The following is a 15293-nucleotide window of genomic DNA, read 5'->3' on the forward strand; positions in this document are numbered from 1 at the left end:
ACATGGCAATTCCAATCACGTATAACATCCGCAATCTTCGGCTCCGGTTGGGCGCCACCATGATGACCGCTTTGGGAATTGCGCTCACCGTTGCCGTAGCTGTGTTCATCATGGCTCTCCTGGCGGGATTAAAGAAGGCGTTCGTCAGCAGCGGTGATCCGCTCAATGTTCTGGTGCTGCGCAAGGGCTCGCAGGCGGAGCTACAGAGCGGGATCGATCGTGAGGCTTACGGAGCAATTCGGTACCTGCCGGGAATAGCGAAAGATAAGTCCGGCGAACCATTAACTTCGGGCGAAGTCGTGGTCGTCATCGTGATACCGCGCAATGACAACACGGGCGAAACTAACGTCACCGTCCGCGGCATGTCGTCCACCGGCTTTGAACTTCGCCCCAAAATACAACTGATTGAGGGGCGTTGGTTTAATGCGGGGCAACGCGAGATCGTCGTCAGCAAATCGATTGCTAAGCGGTTTCGCGATGCCGCGATTGGGGACGAGCTCTTTTTTGGTAAGGGCAAGTGGAAGGTAGTTGGCGTGTTCGACGCCGGCGAGACGGCTGCGAGTTCGGAGATATGGGCGGATGTGAACCAGATGGGGTCCGATTTTGAACGCAGTGCCGCTTTCTCGTCCGTACTCGTACACGCCACAGATTCGATTGCAGCGCAGTCGCTGAAGAATCGAATGAACGACGACCAGCGTTTGCGGCTCGATGCATTCATGGAGCCGGACTACTATGGCGAACAAACGAAGTCGGGCAAACCGATTCAATTTGTAGGAACGATCGTCGCCTTTGTTATGGCGATTGGATCGTGTTTCGCAGCCATGAACACGATGTACGCCGCGGTTGCGTACCGTAGCCGCGAGATCGCGACGCTGCGAATCGTCGGCTTTTCGCGGCCCAGCATCATCACTTCGTTCGTGATCGAATCGGTCCTTTTAGCCTTGATAGGAGCGGCGCTGGGTTTGATCCTGATGTTGCCCTTTAACGGCCTCACGACTGGAACGGCAAATTCGCTGACCTTCAGTGAAACTGTCTTTAGCGTTCGAATCACCTTCGCGGTGCTAATGACCGCAATCGCATTTGCCGTGACCATGGGATTGTTCGGCGGAATTGCTCCTGCCTGGCACGCATCGCGGGGAGAGATCCTTGCAGCATTGAGAGACTAGAAAACCGATGGCGCTCGAGACAAAATACGGCGATCTGCACAGCTTGCGGATCGACCGCACACAAAAGGAACCCGACGATCCGAAGTGGTCGAAGCGATTCATCGTCGCCGGCGTTGGCGCGATCGTTTTGCTGGGAATTGTCGCGCTGGCCGTGCGCCTGTTTTCGTCTTCAATTCCCGAAGTGCAAACTGTGCGGGCTAACCCCGTGACTTCCTCGTCTAATACCGGCGATACCGTACTGCAGGCGGCGGGATATATCGTTGCTCATCATACGATCAGCGTGAACTCGAAGGTCACCGGCCGAATCGCCTGGATCGGAGTGGAAAAAGGCGACAAAGTGAAGGCCGGGCAGGTGCTGGTCCGATTGGAGGACCAGGAGTTCCGCGCTCAGGCAGACCAGGCCCGCGGGGCGGTGAGCATGGCCAAGGCTCGACTGCAACAGCTTGAAAACGGCTCACGTCCGGAAGAAATCGACCAGGCCGGCGCGAATCTCGACGAAGCGCGCGCCAATCTCGCGAATGCGAGGGCGACGCTCGAGCGAACCAAGCCATTGGTGGAACAGGGAGTCTTCTCCCGCCAGCAGCTTGACGATGCGCAGGCGAAATATGACTCCGCGCAACAGCGCGTGCAGTCATTAGAGAAGAGCTACCGTTTATCCAAGATCGGCCCACGCCAGGAGGAGATTTCAAATGCTCGAGGCGCGCTGGAACAGGCGCAGGGACAGCTCGCCTATGCCCAATCGCTCCTCGATGCTACGCAGATTCGTGCTCCCGTATCGGGAACGATTCTGGAACGCACTGCCGAGAAGGGCGAGCTTGTTACTGCGCAGTTTGCATCTGGAGCTGACACGGGCGGACCTCGCGGATCGGTGGTCACGCTCGCCGATCTGACGGACCTACAGGTGGAGCTAGACATTAGTCAGAACGATTTCGCCAAGCTGAGTCCGACGCAGAAAGCTGTGCTCTCAACGGACGCGTATCCGGATCGCGAGTACAAGGGCCAGATCAACGAGATCGCTCCGATGGCGAACCGGCAAAAAGCCACGCTGCAGGTAAAAGTGAAGGTCCTCAACCCGGATGATTATCTCCGCCCGGAAGAGAACGCCAATGTGCGTTTCGTCGGTGATGAAAAGACTAAAGGCGCTGGGATAGTGTCATCGGGCACAGTTGTTCCGGCGAGCACAGTGCACGACAACGGCGGAAAGCGGGTTGTGATCATTGCCTTCAATGGTCGTGCCGCGATGAGAGAAGTGAAGGTGCTCAGCCAGCGCAGTGATGGGTACTTAGTCGATGGACTTACTGGAGGCGAAGACATCATTGTGAACGCTCCAGCGGACTTGAAAGATGGCGACAGAATAAAAGTAAAGCAATGAGTCAGTACCGGCGGCGGGAGCCGCTGGGTTAGTCGTAGCCTCTATGAAGAAGTTGCAGTCACACCCAGCGGCTACCACTGCCGGTACTGATTACTCCAAGACTCAAAGGACGATCCTTGTGCCTCAAGCAGCAGAAATGAAAAGTGCACCGGTGGCGACGAAGCTCGTGCAAGCGAACCATGTAAGCAAGATCTTCACACGCGATACCTTTGAAGTGAAGGCGCTCGACGATGTTTCCATCGAGATCGCCGAAAAAGAGTTCATGGCGCTCATGGGACCTTCCGGGTCCGGCAAGACGACACTACTGAACATGATCGCGGCCATCGATCGACCCACGGCAGGAGAATTACTCGTGCAGGGCGAGAATGTCTTCCGCTACAGCGACAAGAAGATCGCCGAGTGGCGTAATCGGCACATCGGCTACATCTTCCAGACCTTCAACCTGATTCCGGTCCTCACGGCGTTTGAAAATGTCGAGCTACCACTGCTGCTCACCAAGCTCAACAAGAATGAGCGTCGCGATCACGTAATGACCGCGCTCACGCTGGTCGGCCTGGGCGACCGCGTTCACCATTTGCCAAAACAACTTTCCGGAGGACAGGAACAGCGCGTCGCAATAGCTCGTGCCATTGTCACAGATCCCACACTGTTGCTCGCGGATGAACCCACCGGCGATCTCGACAGTCACTCCGCCGCCGAAGTGCTCGAGATCATGAAGCGTCTAAACGAAGAGTTTGGAAAGACCGTGGTGATGGTTACACACGATCCAAATGCTGCCGCATACGCCCATACAACGCGGCATTTGGAGAAAGGGATGCTGCTGCCTGGTTAGGTAGGCCGCGTTTCTACGACTGGGCGGAGGCCATCAGGGTCGAGATTCCATGCGGGCGACTGTTGAATCTACCGAACCATGTAGACACTGTCTAATGGACACTGTCATCCGCCAGGCCGCCGCCTACCTGTCAGTGTTCCGTTAACGCGGATGCGGCCTGGGGGATCTGCTGTTTGATCACTAACGCAACAGCAGATCCCCCACGCGCAAGAAATGAAGTTTCGATGTGAAGGTGCTGTCGCTGCGGCGCGTGGGATCACAGTTCCAAAAGGGGACATGTCCGACGAGTCATACGCTGAAAGCGACCTAGCGCCAACCCTTAAGCTCGTTCTGGGAGAGTGGCTCGAAGAACTTGGAAGTGACCTTGAACTTGCCCCGCAGGATGTCGAGGCGGCGTTGGTTCGGAGCTTGAGCGACAGGAACGATCTTTGCTACAACTCTTTTACCTATGGCGATTAGGATCTCTTCCCCGCGCTCAACCGGCTCGATCAGTTCTGACAGATTTGCCTTTGCTTGATGAATGGTTACTCTGGGCATCTGGTACCCTGCTAACTACGGCAATTTTGGATAATCACCCGAGTGTTGCGAGCACGCGACTCAAGATCCCGGCATTAAGAATTTCCTTGGCGATGCCATGGTGGGCGGTGTAGGACTCGAACCTACGACCTCCTGCGTGTGAAGCAGGCGCTCTAACCAACTGAGCTAACCGCCCACATAAATAGCGGTAACACCAGCATAACACGCTACTTGCAACACGCACTGCGTGCGTTTCCACATGCCTGCCCATCGTTTTCGAGCGCGAGCAAGAAAGCGTCGCGTCATGCAAAGGGGCGCGCATCACCTCGGCACAATCTGTCTCCTGACTGTAGTCTATTCATCAACGAGTCCAAAATCTGCGAGTCCCAAATGAAAGAGTTGAATCGGTGTGGATGGGCGAAGAGCGACATCATGGTGCGGTATCACGATGAAGAGTGGGGTGTGCCGCTGCACGATGATGGAATGCTCTTTGAGTTTTTGTGTCTGGAGGGCGCGCAGGCGGGACTGAGTTGGGAAACGATTCTGAAGAAGCGTGAGAACTATCGTAAGGCGTTTGACGGCTTCCGGCCCGAGATCATCGTGAAGTACAACCAAAAGAAGATCGCTGACCTGCTTGCCGATTCGGGAATCGTGCGCAACCGGATGAAGATCGCTTCGGTGGTCCAGAATGCAAAGGCCTTTCAATCTGTCCAGAGAGAGTTCGGCAGTTTTGACAAGTACATCTGGCAGTTCGCTCCGAAAAGGGCCGGTAGGGGGCCTAAAGGTTCCGGAGACGTGCCCACCCAGACAAACGATTCCGACCGCATGAGTAAGGATCTAAGAAAACGCGGTTTCGGCTTCGTAGGCTCCACGATCTGTTACGCCTTCATGCAGGCAGTAGGGATCGTGAACGATCACAGCCAAAAATGTTTTCGGCGGAAGCAGGTATGAGGAGTACCGGCGGCCGTGGCCGCGGGTTCGGCCAACTCTTGACCCAGCGGCTAGGGACCAGTACCGCAGCCGGTACAGCTCGGTTTTCACTCAACAAAGCGTTACAATTAGCTGCCCTGCGCCCGGGTTGTCGCGTCTAATAAAACTATGCTTGCCGAGGTGCTCTGAAGCATGCCGTTTCCGGACGATCCAATCCGGTCAAAGTCCAATCAATCCAGCGGTTTACCGCCTTCTGATTCGGCGCAACTTCCGCCCCCGGAAGGGGTTAAAGATAGCGTGGGTACGATAGCTCTGAATCCGGAGAGGTATCCAGGGGTTGCGGGTAAGGTTTCGGGCCAGAATGGTGGTCAACCAGCCGCGCGCACTGCATTGCGTCCGATGAATGAGATGAGCGATGCGGAAGTGATGCTGCTCGCCGGGACTGGAGATGACTCCGCATTTGGATATCTGGTAGAAAAATTTCGCCGTCCGATTATCAGTTTTATGTATCGGATGACCCACAATCAGGCGATTGCCGAAGAATTGGCGCAGGAAGTCTTTCTACGAGTGTATCGTTCGCGGAGCTCGTATCAGGCAGAGGCCAAGTTCAGTACTTGGCTGTACCGAATCGCAACGAACCTGGCGGTGAATCACGCGCGAGATTCCAGGTCGGAGCGTACGGCCCCGACTGTGAATCTGGACGAACCTGATCCTGAAACGGGAACGACGCCAGATGTCGCTGATGCGACGCCGACGATTGAAGCAGACATTCTGCGCGAAGAACGGATGGCGGCGATTCGCAAGCACGTCATGGCATTGCCGGAACGGCAGCGGGTGGCAGTGTTGATGCATAAGTATCAGGGACTCGACTATAAGGAAATCGGCAAAGTCTTAAAGCTGAGCGAGTCTGCGACGAAGTCGCTTTTGTTCCGTGCCTACGAAACGTTGCGAGAGCGGTTGAAAGAGTTTGTGTAAATGTTTTACTTCCGGGAAAGGCTGTAATTATGGTTTGCAAAGATTTAAGGGACGAGATCTTCGAGGCTGCACTTTCGGGTGCGGCTCCGGGTGAGAGCGTGAAGGCGCACATGTCAGCATGTGCGGCCTGTGATCGCGAATTTCAGAGCCTGCGTTCAACTATGAACGTGCTCGATACGTGGACCGCGCCTGAGCCGTCGCCGTACTTTGAGGTGCGGCTCCAGGCACGTCTCCGCGAGGTGAAAGAACAGCCGCAAGGTTTCTTTGCCCAGTGGATGGAGAAAATTGGCGTTCATCACCTGACTTGGAAGCCAGTTGCGGCTAGCGTGTTTGCTTTGGTAATGGCAGTGGGTGTGTATTTCGAATTGCCACCTAAGACGCCAGTTGTTCAGGCGGCATGCCCAGTGGTCGATTTACAGGCTCTTGATAAGAATCAACAGATTCTGAGCGAGCTTCAGGATCTGGATGACGACAGCTCGAACGACAACTCACAAGTGCCACTGAGCAACTGAGAAAAGAAGCAAGACGGAATCCCAATATGAAACTCATGCGCCAATCCGCGACGATGTTGTTGCTGGCTGGCGCTCTTTGTCTGCCCGGGATGGCTGCGCCACAAAAGCCAAACCAGAATCGCGGGCACAACGATCACGACCGCGATCGCATGCCGCCGGGTAAGGTTCAGAACAATGCTCCTAAACCGGGAGATTGGCTCAGCAAACACTTGAACCTCTCGCCGGAACAGCAGCAGAAGGAACTCTCGAACGATCCGGAATTCAAACAGCTCAATCCGCAACAACAGCAGCATCTGCAACAACGCCTGAATCAGTTCAACAGCCTTCCGCCGGAGCAGCAAAAACGCACTCTGAAGCGGATGCAGGCGATGGAGTCTCTACCACAAGAGCGCCAGGATATTCTGCGAAATTCGCTACAGCAAATGCGGCAACTCCCTGATGATCGCCGGCGCGCAGTGCGACGTGCATGGCTCGGCCTGCGGCAAATGCCGCCAGATCAACGTGAGCAGACATTGAATTCCGAGCGCTTCCGCTCAACCTTTAACGATCAGGAGCGCTCAACGCTCAGGGGGCTGCTGGATTCTGGCTTCAATCCGGAAGACAGCAACGGCGGCGGGCCGCGGTAGAGTCAGCGATTAGCAATAAGCAATAAGCTAAAGCAGGCACAAACCGAGCGCCGGGCGCTCCGTTTTATGTAACCTTCGGATTATGATCTCAGCAGATTCTTCGCAACGAATAGAGCGTTAGCAGGGCGTTCCGCTAGGCGTCGCATGAAGTACGGGTACCACTCGGTGCCAAATGGAATGTACACGCGCATGCGCCAGCCCTGCTTTACCAGCTCGCGCTGTAAGTCGCGACGTATCCCATAAAGCATCTGAAACTCGAACGCCGTGGACGGAATCTTCTCCGCTTGCGCGAAGGCGATCGTCGCTTCGATCATTTTCTCGTCGTGCGTGGCGATGCCGTGATAAATGCCGCTTTTCAGCAGCAGCTTCATAAGCTTCACATAGTTCGCATCGACATCGGACTTTTCCGGAAACGCGATCTCCGGTGGCTCTTTGTATGCGCCCTTACACAGGCGAATACGAGTACCTTGGGAGATGAGGTTCCGCACGTCAGCTTCGCTCCGCCGAAGGTAAGCCTGAATGACTGCGCCCACGGCTCCTCGGTTGCCATCTCGGGAATGAATCTCCTCGACAAGATCTAAGGTGCGTTGCGTGTAGGGAGATCCTTCCATGTCGACGCGAACGAAATTGTGCTTATCACGCGCATGTTCGACGAGCTTCTGGACAATGCCAATCGCAAGCTGCTCATCGATATCGAAACCCATGTGTGTGAGCTTCAGGCTGACGTTGGCGTCGAGTCCGCGCTCGGTAATACGATCGAGGAGCTCGTGATAAAGCTGCGCGCTAAGCCGAGCCTCATCTGCATTCGTGACGTTCTCGCCTAAATTATCGAGGCTCACGCTCATACCGAGAGCGTTGGTTTCCTGCGTGGCCTTTAGGGCTTCTTCGATCGTAGTCCCTGCCACGAAGCGGCCAGACACTCGATGTCCAATCGAAGAACTTTCTGCCATATGCCGCAAAGAGCGATTTTCAGAAAGAGCAATGAAAGCTGCTCTTAACATTGGGGTCCTGACGGTGGGATTTTCATGCGTGTAGGCAAACACTTGGTTCTATCACAAGCTATTTATCGCTGTCATTTGCCGGCGCGGAGAGATTCAGGTTTTCAGATCGCAGTAAAAAAGCCCCGCGGTACCGCGGGGCTCGAGAGAACGAAGATTCCGTCTACTTGCCGTATACCAACACTACGAAGGAATCGGGGACCATCTTGGGGCGTGGCCTGGGCTGGTCAGCGGTAGCTTCGGGGGCCTTTTCAAAATCGGCTGAGACAGTGATCAGGTCGTGAGTCTTTTCATCGACGGTCATTGTGCGAGCCCGTGGTTTTGTGGGAACTGTTGCGGCTACGTCAAAGCTGGCCGGCGAACTCTCTTTCACCACTGTGATATCGCCGCTCTGCCCGTTCGAGCTATAGGCCTGTTTGAGACCTTTATCGAAAGCCGCGGCGTCAGTACCCTTGCCGATCGGCACAGTCTTGACGACCTTTCCGCTATTTCCGTCGAGCACCGCCATGGTTTCGTTGTCGCATGCGGCGAAGAGCAGTTCATGATCGGCGTCAATCGCCAATCCGCTTGGCGATTCGCATGGCTTGAGTGACCAGTGATTCAGGACTTTAAGCCCCTTCGCGTCGATCTCCGCAGTCTCAGATTTGTCCTCCAGGTTGACGAAAACTTTGCCCTTGCCATCCGAGACGGCGAATTCGGGCTTTCCGCCAAGGTCGATAGTCGCGGCAACGCTGTTGTCCTTGGTTTCAATCACGGTCGCGTTGCCGCTGCGGCCGTTGAAGGCAAATACCCGCTTCGTGGCAGGATCGAAGAGAATCGCGTCCGGGTTTGTGCCTGCCTGCACTTTGCCGGTGGACTTAAGCGATCCGAGGTCGAATACGACCACCGAGTTATCACGACCGTCGCTGATGTAGCCCTTCCGATTGGCCTTGTCCAGGGCGATGCCATGTACACCCTTTAGGTCGGAAATGTCCCCCTCAAGCTTGCCGGTATCGATGTTCAAAATCTGCACGTGCGTGCCGCGGGAAATGTAAAGACGGCGTGAAGCGGGGTCCATTGTGAGGTAATCCCAACCGGTGTCGCCCGGCAATTTGTATGCATGAAGCTGATGGTATCCGCCGGCGCCCTGCGCCACTGCATATGCAGATCCAAACGCTAAGACGGACAGTAAGAGCATTATCGTTTTAATCCGAGTTCGCATAGTCTCCCTCAAATGAAAATGAAAACAGCAGACGACCGACTTGGTCAACCAAACTATACGGCACAGGCAGTCAGAAAATAAGAACTACTCCTTTATTTCTTCAAACAACTTCTCTTTCGAAGGGATTTGCTGGGCCATTTCGTCGCGAACTTTCTCCGCCTGTTTGGCAAGTTTGTTCTTATCGACTCCGGGCTTGTAGTCGAAGACGATTCCCACGGCACCGATTCGGTTGCCGGCTTGATCCAGCAACGGAAGTTCATCTTCAAAATGATTTCCAGCCTTGTTTACTTCCAGATTGTTCTGTCCGGTATCGATGACGCGCATATCGTCTTCGTCCGCCTTCTTGCCGATGCGACCGATGTTTGAGGCGATGATCACGTTCTCCGATTGGTTGGGTGGGGTTACATGGAAGGCCATGATCACGACTTCCTTGTGCTTGGCCAGCGTGTCATTCACTAGTTTCTGAGCATAGGTTTTGGGCGGCTGCGAATTGGCCTTGGAGGCCGCCTCCTGAGCAGAAAGTATTGCGGGGCAGGCTAACAACGATGTGCACAGAATTGCTTTTGCGACTTTCATAGATTCTCTCCTTATTTCAATTTGGCTAGCTCGGTAACAAAAACAACAGGGACAATCCGAACGCAATCAGCGCTATCAGGAATGTGATCACCATGTACCCCATCATTCGACGCATGCCTATGCCCGCGATTGCCAGAATGGGAAGCGCAAAGAAGGGCTGTAGCATGTTGGCCACAGACTCGCCCATGGCTACTCCCATCGTGGTACCAGCCATCGAGGCGTGCAGCTCCTTAGCCGCAGGCAGGACAAAGGGTCCCTGTACTGCCCAGTGGCCACCTCCACTTGGCACAAACAACGTGATAATTAGCGACGAAATGTAAGTCCAGAATGGGAGAGATCGCGCCGTGGAGATTGCCAGGAAGCCTTTAGAGATTACACCGGCCAGTCCGGTGGCCGTCATGATGCCCATGATTCCGCCATAAAGCGGATACTGCAGGATCAGTGGTCCCGTCACACGAGCTGCGTTCTTCACGGCTCCCACGTACGCAATAGGCCGCAGATGAAAGATCAAACCCAGCAGCAGAAAAATAAGGATTACCGCATTCAGGTCCACGCTGAAGCCCGATTTCCAGTGTGCTGCCAGTGCACAGGCTGCAAGAGCCACCAGCAGAATGGTTAAAATCCAAGCACGGTCAAGCCACGCACCCAAAGTCCCTGCCTTCTCACCAATGATCTTCTGCTGGTCCTCATGCTTCAGGCGCTCGGAGTCAACGTATATCGAATCTGCGGGGGCTGGTTCGGTAGATCGAAAGATGATCGGCAGGAAAACTAACAGCGCAATTACGGGCACAAGGTTGAATGCCGTAAAGACCGTCGCGCGCAGTGGCAGACTGTAGCCTGCCACCTTCTCCACCAGGTTCAGCGCCGAGCCTGGTGTGGCTTGCGACAAGACGATGGATCCTGAAAGGCCTTCCGTCGAGATCACGAAACCGGTATAAGCCGCAGCTACGAGCCAGCCAAAGTCCAGGCGTACACGTTTCGCGATCTCGCGGGCTAGCAGACCGGCGATGACGAGTCCGAACCCCCAGTTCAACCATGATGCGATCATCCCGATCACAATCGTGAGCGACACAGCGTTCCGTGGCGTTTTGGGAATTGAGGCTAACCGTTCCAGTGCGCGATGCACAGAAGGCGAGCTGGCAAGCGCGTATCCGGTTACCAGGATCAGCACCATCTGAAAGCCGAACGTCAGGATGTTGAAGACGCCGTTGTACCAGGCGAGCCCGATTGCGCCTACAGAGCGGGTCGGAGTCAACGTGAACGCCAGAATAGCCGTCACGAAGGTGAGAAGCAGCGCAAAGACGTATGGATCGGGAAGAGCGCGCTCCATCAGGTACACGATGGAACTGCTGGCACGTGTTAGAAACGACGCACGCTTTTGCGCTTGAGTCTCTGTTGCAACGGCTGGAGTTGAGATGCCCACTTGTTCCTCTCGACGTAAGTCGACTTCAGTTTTGCTGTTCACGGCCAAGCAAGGCGGTTAAGTTGGGAATGCGCGATCGCAGCTCATCACGAATCTTCATAGAGCGAGAAATGAGTTCCGGCGCCTCAGTTTCCTGTCGCCACAAATAGACTGTGACCAGGGTTCCTACCAGCGATCCGTCGGCTGAGCGTAATGGCATATGAATTTCCATACGATGCGTGCTGGGAATCACCTGAACGATCATCTTCCCTGTCTTCGCGATGTCCTGATCAACATCATCGGAAGCTCGGCCAATGAACTTGGGTTGGTTAATTCCAACGACACGATTCGTAGTCTCACCCGGCGCGGTCACATGAAAAGCGAGGACGAGAACATCTGGATACTTTGCTAGGGTCTCAATCGTCAGTCTCTGCGCCAAATTATCATCGGAAGAACTAGCAACGATGAATGGATCGAACAACACCTGCACCGAAGGAATTACTCTCGCCAGATCATCGCGCCTCGCTTCTGCTTGGCGCAGGCATTCAGCCTTAGTGTCGATCTCGGATTTGACGCTGATGCGCAAGACTCCAATGGTTGCACTCGAAGCATCGTGCAGCGGGACGACCGCCTGACATCGATGGTTTGCGATGTCAGGTGTCGTCACGGGTCGATTACCGCCAAGCACTTCGAGATCGACTTGGCCGGCCTCACTACCGATCGCGGCGGCATTACTGCTCGCTACGACCCTGTTCTCTTTAGTCGTTGGGCTAGGAACTACCATCGACAAAGTTGAGATGTTGGTGTTGCGCAACATGGTCTCGTTCACCAGCATTTGCGCGTACGGCTTCGTAGTCGTCTGCCCTGTGCAAGGCAAAGCGCCTATTAGGACTAACGAAACCTTCGCCGCAATTTGCTTCGCGTTGATGCTCATTTCCACGAATACCTACCAGCTTACCTTCAGCGCAAACTGGATCTGACGCGATGCGGTCTGGGTTGACGTGACCAGGCCTGCTCCAGTGATCGGGGTCGTTCCACCAGTTACGGGAAAAAGAGTTTTTCCCGAACTGGGGGGTGCAAAATTTGTGAAGTTCAGAATGTTGAAGAACTCCGCTCTAAATTGCACGTTGAACGCCTCTGAAATCGCCGGGATCTTGTTGTTCTTGAATATAGAGAAATCAAGGTTTGTAAGTCCGGGCCCGGTCAGCGAGTTTCGGGTAACGTTCCCCAATCGAGTGAGTGGATTAGGGGACGCGAAGCAGCTCAGGTTGATGTATTGAACCTGGCCCTGCACCGGAGTGTTGTACTGGAGATGCGTAGGCGAACCGCATCCCGGGACACGGTCGGGAACGTCGTAGGGGGCGGTGTTCTTGAGTCCTAATGGATCGCCGCCTAGCAAAGGAGTGAACGGGAGTCCATCACTGGCCTGAAAGATTCCGCCGAGTTCCCAACCATTGGCAGCCCAACCAACCGGACCATGCAAGGACTTTGCCGCAGGCACCGTCCAAATCAGGTTCTGTACAAAATTCTTTCCGATATTGAAGTCTGCAGGTCCGCGTCGCGAGGTTTCGTCAAAGAAGAAGAGTCCGGAAATGGAATTCCCGAAAGGATCCCCTGCGAGGCTTGCTGAACCATCGTCGATGGCTTTGCTGTAGGTGAAGGAGCTTTGGCTCTGGAACCCGTGGCTCATTCTCTTCACGACTTGCAACTGCAACCCGTCGTAGTACGAGTGCCCCGTCCAAGCTAATGCGGCGATCTGTCCAGCGTTCGGATTCAACTTGGTTCCGCTGTTTCGCGGAGATGGCCACAACAGTCCCTGTGGTGTCGCTGTGGGAAGAACAGTGTTCACATCATCCGAGCGGAATGGCTGATGAATTCCTCGAGTTCCCACGTAGCCGGCGGTCACAGTGAGGTCTCTGACCACCTGTCGTTCGAGGAACAGGTTCCACTGCATGACGTAGTTCCTGCTCGGATTCGGCTGGATGTAAGTCTGCCGCAAGGCACTTGGAGATGCAGAGATAAGTGAAAATGAGCTGTTGGGGAAAGCACCGACCGGCAGCGGTACTGCGCTGCCTAGCTCCAGGAACGGTGCTGCCAAAGACGACAGCAGTTCAAATTCGTACGGCAGAGGAAGACTGTCAAATAAACCGAAGGCTCCTCGAACGGAAGTCGTTCCAGTATGGAACGGGTCCCAGGCGAAACCTACACGGGGTTCAAAGTTCTTGGTTGTCGGATTAGAGAAATAAGGATCACCCAAGTGTGGCTGTGCATCGGTCAAACTGAGCAAGGTCGATAGCTTGCCGTTGACCTCCGTGGGCACAGTCGACATTTCGTAGCGTAGGCCAACGTTAAAGGTCAGGTAAGGCCGGAAATGAATGTCGTCCTGTACATAGCCTCCGAAAAGATTCTGCCGCAGATTGCGAGGCGAGGTTGTTCCGGGAATGCTCGCGTCGAATTCGTTGGCTTGTCCGGCCAGGAAGGCGGCAACCGAGTTGAAGCGGAATAATCCACTCGGATTCGATAGCGCGAGAATGTTATTGCGCATGCGCTCAAACGCAAAGCCGAACTTCAGGAAGTGCACGCCCTTGGTGAGAAAGGCGTCGTCATAAGCCTGAATGGATGTCCATCCATAGTGATAGGCCGAAGGCCCGTTTACGCCGCCACCAAAAGTGATAATTCCTGAAGTGATGAGACTGGGAGCGTTCTGTCCAGGAACGACTCCCAATTTGGGATCGTTTCCAGCCGCCACAGGTCCTGGCGCTGAGCCGTTTATATCCGCGGCCACGCGACTCACTCCGAAGCGGACGGTGTTGATTAAAGTCGGGCTGAATGTGTGAGTTGTTTCACCCGAGCCGGATTGCCGGCGAGTGTGTGATTTCAGGAAGATGTCGTTTAGTGAATCGGGTTGCGTGAAGTTGCCATTGTCAAACATGTATGAGCCATGCAGAGCGTCTCTGTCGCTAATTCGGTGGTCTGCACGAACGGTAAAGAAATCTTCCGGTGTGATCTGTTGTCCGACAAGTGAGTATTGTCCGGTCGAGCTGCCTGCCGGGGTAGGTCCATTCGGTAGTGGATAGAAGACGAGATAAGGCTGGGTTGCGGCACTGGCCGATGCTCGGCCAGCCGGAGAAGGCACCTGGCCTACGGAAGTAAATCCGAGAGATTGGCGGAGTCCTTCGTAGTCTCCAAAGATGAAGGTGCGATCCGTAATGATCGGTCCACCTGCCGACGCACCAAACTGATTGCGCTTAAAAGGCGGAATCTGTGCTTTGTCGAAAAAGTTTCGAGCGTCGAGTGCGCTGTTGCGGAAGAACTCGTATGCGCTGCCGTGGAATTGATTCGTTCCAGCACGCGAGATTGCGTTGATCACTCCGCCGGAGGTTCTGCCGTACTCAGCCGAGTAGTTGCTGGTCACGACAGAGAATTCCTGGATCGCGTCGACTCCCAAATTGAGCCCAACAACGCTGCCGGGCGCGCCATTCGAGAAATCGTTGATGCTAATTCCGTCCAGCCGGTAGTTGTTCTGCTGCGGACGCGCGCCGGCGATTGTGATCTGCACACCGTAGCCTCGATTGCCGCGATCAGCTCCGACGGCGACGGCTTTTTCGGTCCTGACAGCAGCCACACCAGGCTGCAATGTGGCGAGTTGTGTCCAGTCGCGTCCGTTGAGTGGAAGCTCACGGACGGTTCGGGCATCTACAACATCACTGATTTGTGAAGAGGCCAATTCGATGTCCGGAGGTGTGTCCTTAACCTCGACACTCTGGGTCACACTACCGGGCTGTAGAGCGATGTTCAGCAGAGGTTGACCGCCAACTTCTAGCTTGATGTGTGATTCCGTCGTCGCAAATCCGCTCGCGGCAGTTCGTATTGCGTAATCTCCCGGCTGAAGGTTAGGCGCGCTGTAAAACCCTTGTGAGTTCGATGCGACTACCGTCACGTTCCCAGTGTCGGTGTTGCGAATAGTGACTTGCGCGTTTGGAATTACTGAACCAGACGGGTCTGCGACAGTACCGGATACGGTGGCGCCCACAGTTTGGGCTTGCAATGAACATGCCGGCAGGCATACGAAAACTGCGACTGCAAAGTAGAAACACGCACGCTTTTCAAGCTGAGTGAACATCGCTCCCTCTCCCATGCCGGTTTCCGCTGAGCCGGCGACTCTTCAGCAAAACCTTTTTCGGGAG

Annotated in this window: 14 protein-coding genes and 1 tRNA gene; 7 read left to right on the forward strand and 8 right to left on the reverse strand. The window is 54.9% G+C overall.

Annotated features, from left to right (window positions below; translation table 11 throughout):
- The first annotated feature begins 2 nt into the window (after positions 1-2).
- The 3 genes from VNX88_22870 (at position 3) to VNX88_22880 (ending at position 3370) form a co-directional block, all read left to right on the forward strand.
- Positions 3-1166 carry an ABC transporter permease gene (locus VNX88_22870; protein ID HWY71529.1) on the forward strand — a complete coding sequence of 388 codons (1164 nt, stop codon included), beginning with the start codon at positions 3-5 and terminating at the stop codon, positions 1164-1166.
- 7 nt (positions 1167-1173) lie between these two features.
- Positions 1174-2538, forward strand: a complete 1365-nt coding sequence (locus tag VNX88_22875) for an efflux RND transporter periplasmic adaptor subunit (protein HWY71530.1) — start codon at positions 1174-1176, stop codon at positions 2536-2538.
- 136 nt (positions 2539-2674) lie between these two features.
- Positions 2675-3370, forward strand: coding sequence for an ABC transporter ATP-binding protein (locus VNX88_22880; GenBank protein HWY71531.1), 696 nt, complete (start codon positions 2675-2677; stop codon positions 3368-3370).
- Between the two features lie 306 nt (positions 3371-3676).
- Here VNX88_22880 and VNX88_22885 read toward each other — a convergent pair whose 3' ends face one another.
- Both VNX88_22885 and VNX88_22890 read right to left on the reverse strand, forming a co-directional pair.
- The gene (locus VNX88_22885; protein HWY71532.1) at positions 3677-3907 is read right to left on the reverse strand and encodes a type II toxin-antitoxin system prevent-host-death family antitoxin; all 231 of its coding nucleotides are present in this window, start codon (positions 3905-3907) and stop codon (positions 3677-3679) included.
- Positions 3908-4005: 98 nt separating this feature from the next.
- Positions 4006-4082, reverse strand: a tRNA-Val gene (locus tag VNX88_22890).
- A gap of 194 nt (positions 4083-4276) precedes the next feature.
- Here VNX88_22890 and VNX88_22895 point away from each other — a divergent pair.
- The 4 genes from VNX88_22895 (at position 4277) to VNX88_22910 (ending at position 6929) form a co-directional block, all read left to right on the forward strand.
- Positions 4277-4837 carry a DNA-3-methyladenine glycosylase I gene (locus VNX88_22895; protein ID HWY71533.1) on the forward strand — a complete coding sequence of 187 codons (561 nt, stop codon included), beginning with the start codon at positions 4277-4279 and terminating at the stop codon, positions 4835-4837.
- 276 nt (positions 4838-5113) lie between these two features.
- Positions 5114-5791: an RNA polymerase sigma factor gene (locus tag VNX88_22900; GenBank protein HWY71534.1), complete on the forward strand. Its 678-nt coding sequence runs from the start codon at positions 5114-5116 to the stop codon at positions 5789-5791.
- Positions 5792-5820: 29 nt separating this feature from the next.
- Complete coding sequence (locus VNX88_22905) at positions 5821-6303, forward strand: hypothetical protein (protein ID HWY71535.1); 483 nt, start codon at positions 5821-5823, stop codon at positions 6301-6303.
- A 26-nt stretch (positions 6304-6329) separates the two neighbouring features.
- Positions 6330-6929, forward strand: a complete 600-nt coding sequence (locus VNX88_22910; protein ID HWY71536.1) for a DUF3106 domain-containing protein — start codon at positions 6330-6332, stop codon at positions 6927-6929.
- An 80-nt stretch (positions 6930-7009) separates the two neighbouring features.
- Here the strand turns inward: VNX88_22910 and VNX88_22915 are convergent, their stop codons facing one another.
- The 6 genes from VNX88_22915 to VNX88_22940 all read right to left on the reverse strand — a co-directional run bounded on the left by VNX88_22915 (position 7010) and on the right by VNX88_22940 (position 15229).
- Complete coding sequence (locus VNX88_22915) at positions 7010-7849, reverse strand: proline dehydrogenase family protein (GenBank protein ID HWY71537.1); 840 nt, start codon at positions 7847-7849, stop codon at positions 7010-7012.
- Positions 7850-8090: 241 nt separating this feature from the next.
- Positions 8091-9104 carry a YncE family protein gene (locus VNX88_22920; GenBank protein ID HWY71538.1) on the reverse strand — a complete coding sequence of 338 codons (1014 nt, stop codon included), beginning with the start codon at positions 9102-9104 and terminating at the stop codon, positions 8091-8093.
- 108 nt (positions 9105-9212) lie between these two features.
- Positions 9213-9704, reverse strand: a complete 492-nt coding sequence (locus VNX88_22925) for a hypothetical protein (GenBank protein HWY71539.1) — start codon at positions 9702-9704, stop codon at positions 9213-9215.
- Between the two features lie 25 nt (positions 9705-9729).
- Positions 9730-11127, reverse strand: coding sequence for a TIGR00366 family protein (locus tag VNX88_22930; GenBank protein ID HWY71540.1), 1398 nt, complete (start codon positions 11125-11127; stop codon positions 9730-9732).
- A gap of 25 nt (positions 11128-11152) precedes the next feature.
- Entirely contained in the window at positions 11153-12040 is an 888-nt protein-coding gene (locus VNX88_22935) for a hypothetical protein (protein ID HWY71541.1), read from the reverse strand.
- Positions 12041-12052: 12 nt separating this feature from the next.
- A complete protein-coding gene (locus tag VNX88_22940) occupies positions 12053-15229 on the reverse strand; it encodes a carboxypeptidase regulatory-like domain-containing protein (GenBank protein ID HWY71542.1) in 3177 nt (1058 codons plus the stop codon).
- Between the last annotated feature and the right edge of the window lie 64 nt (positions 15230-15293).

The sequence above is a fragment of the Terriglobales bacterium genome, assembly GCA_035567895.1.
In the GTDB taxonomy this organism is placed as follows: domain Bacteria; phylum Acidobacteriota; class Terriglobia; order Terriglobales; family Acidobacteriaceae; genus Gp1-AA112.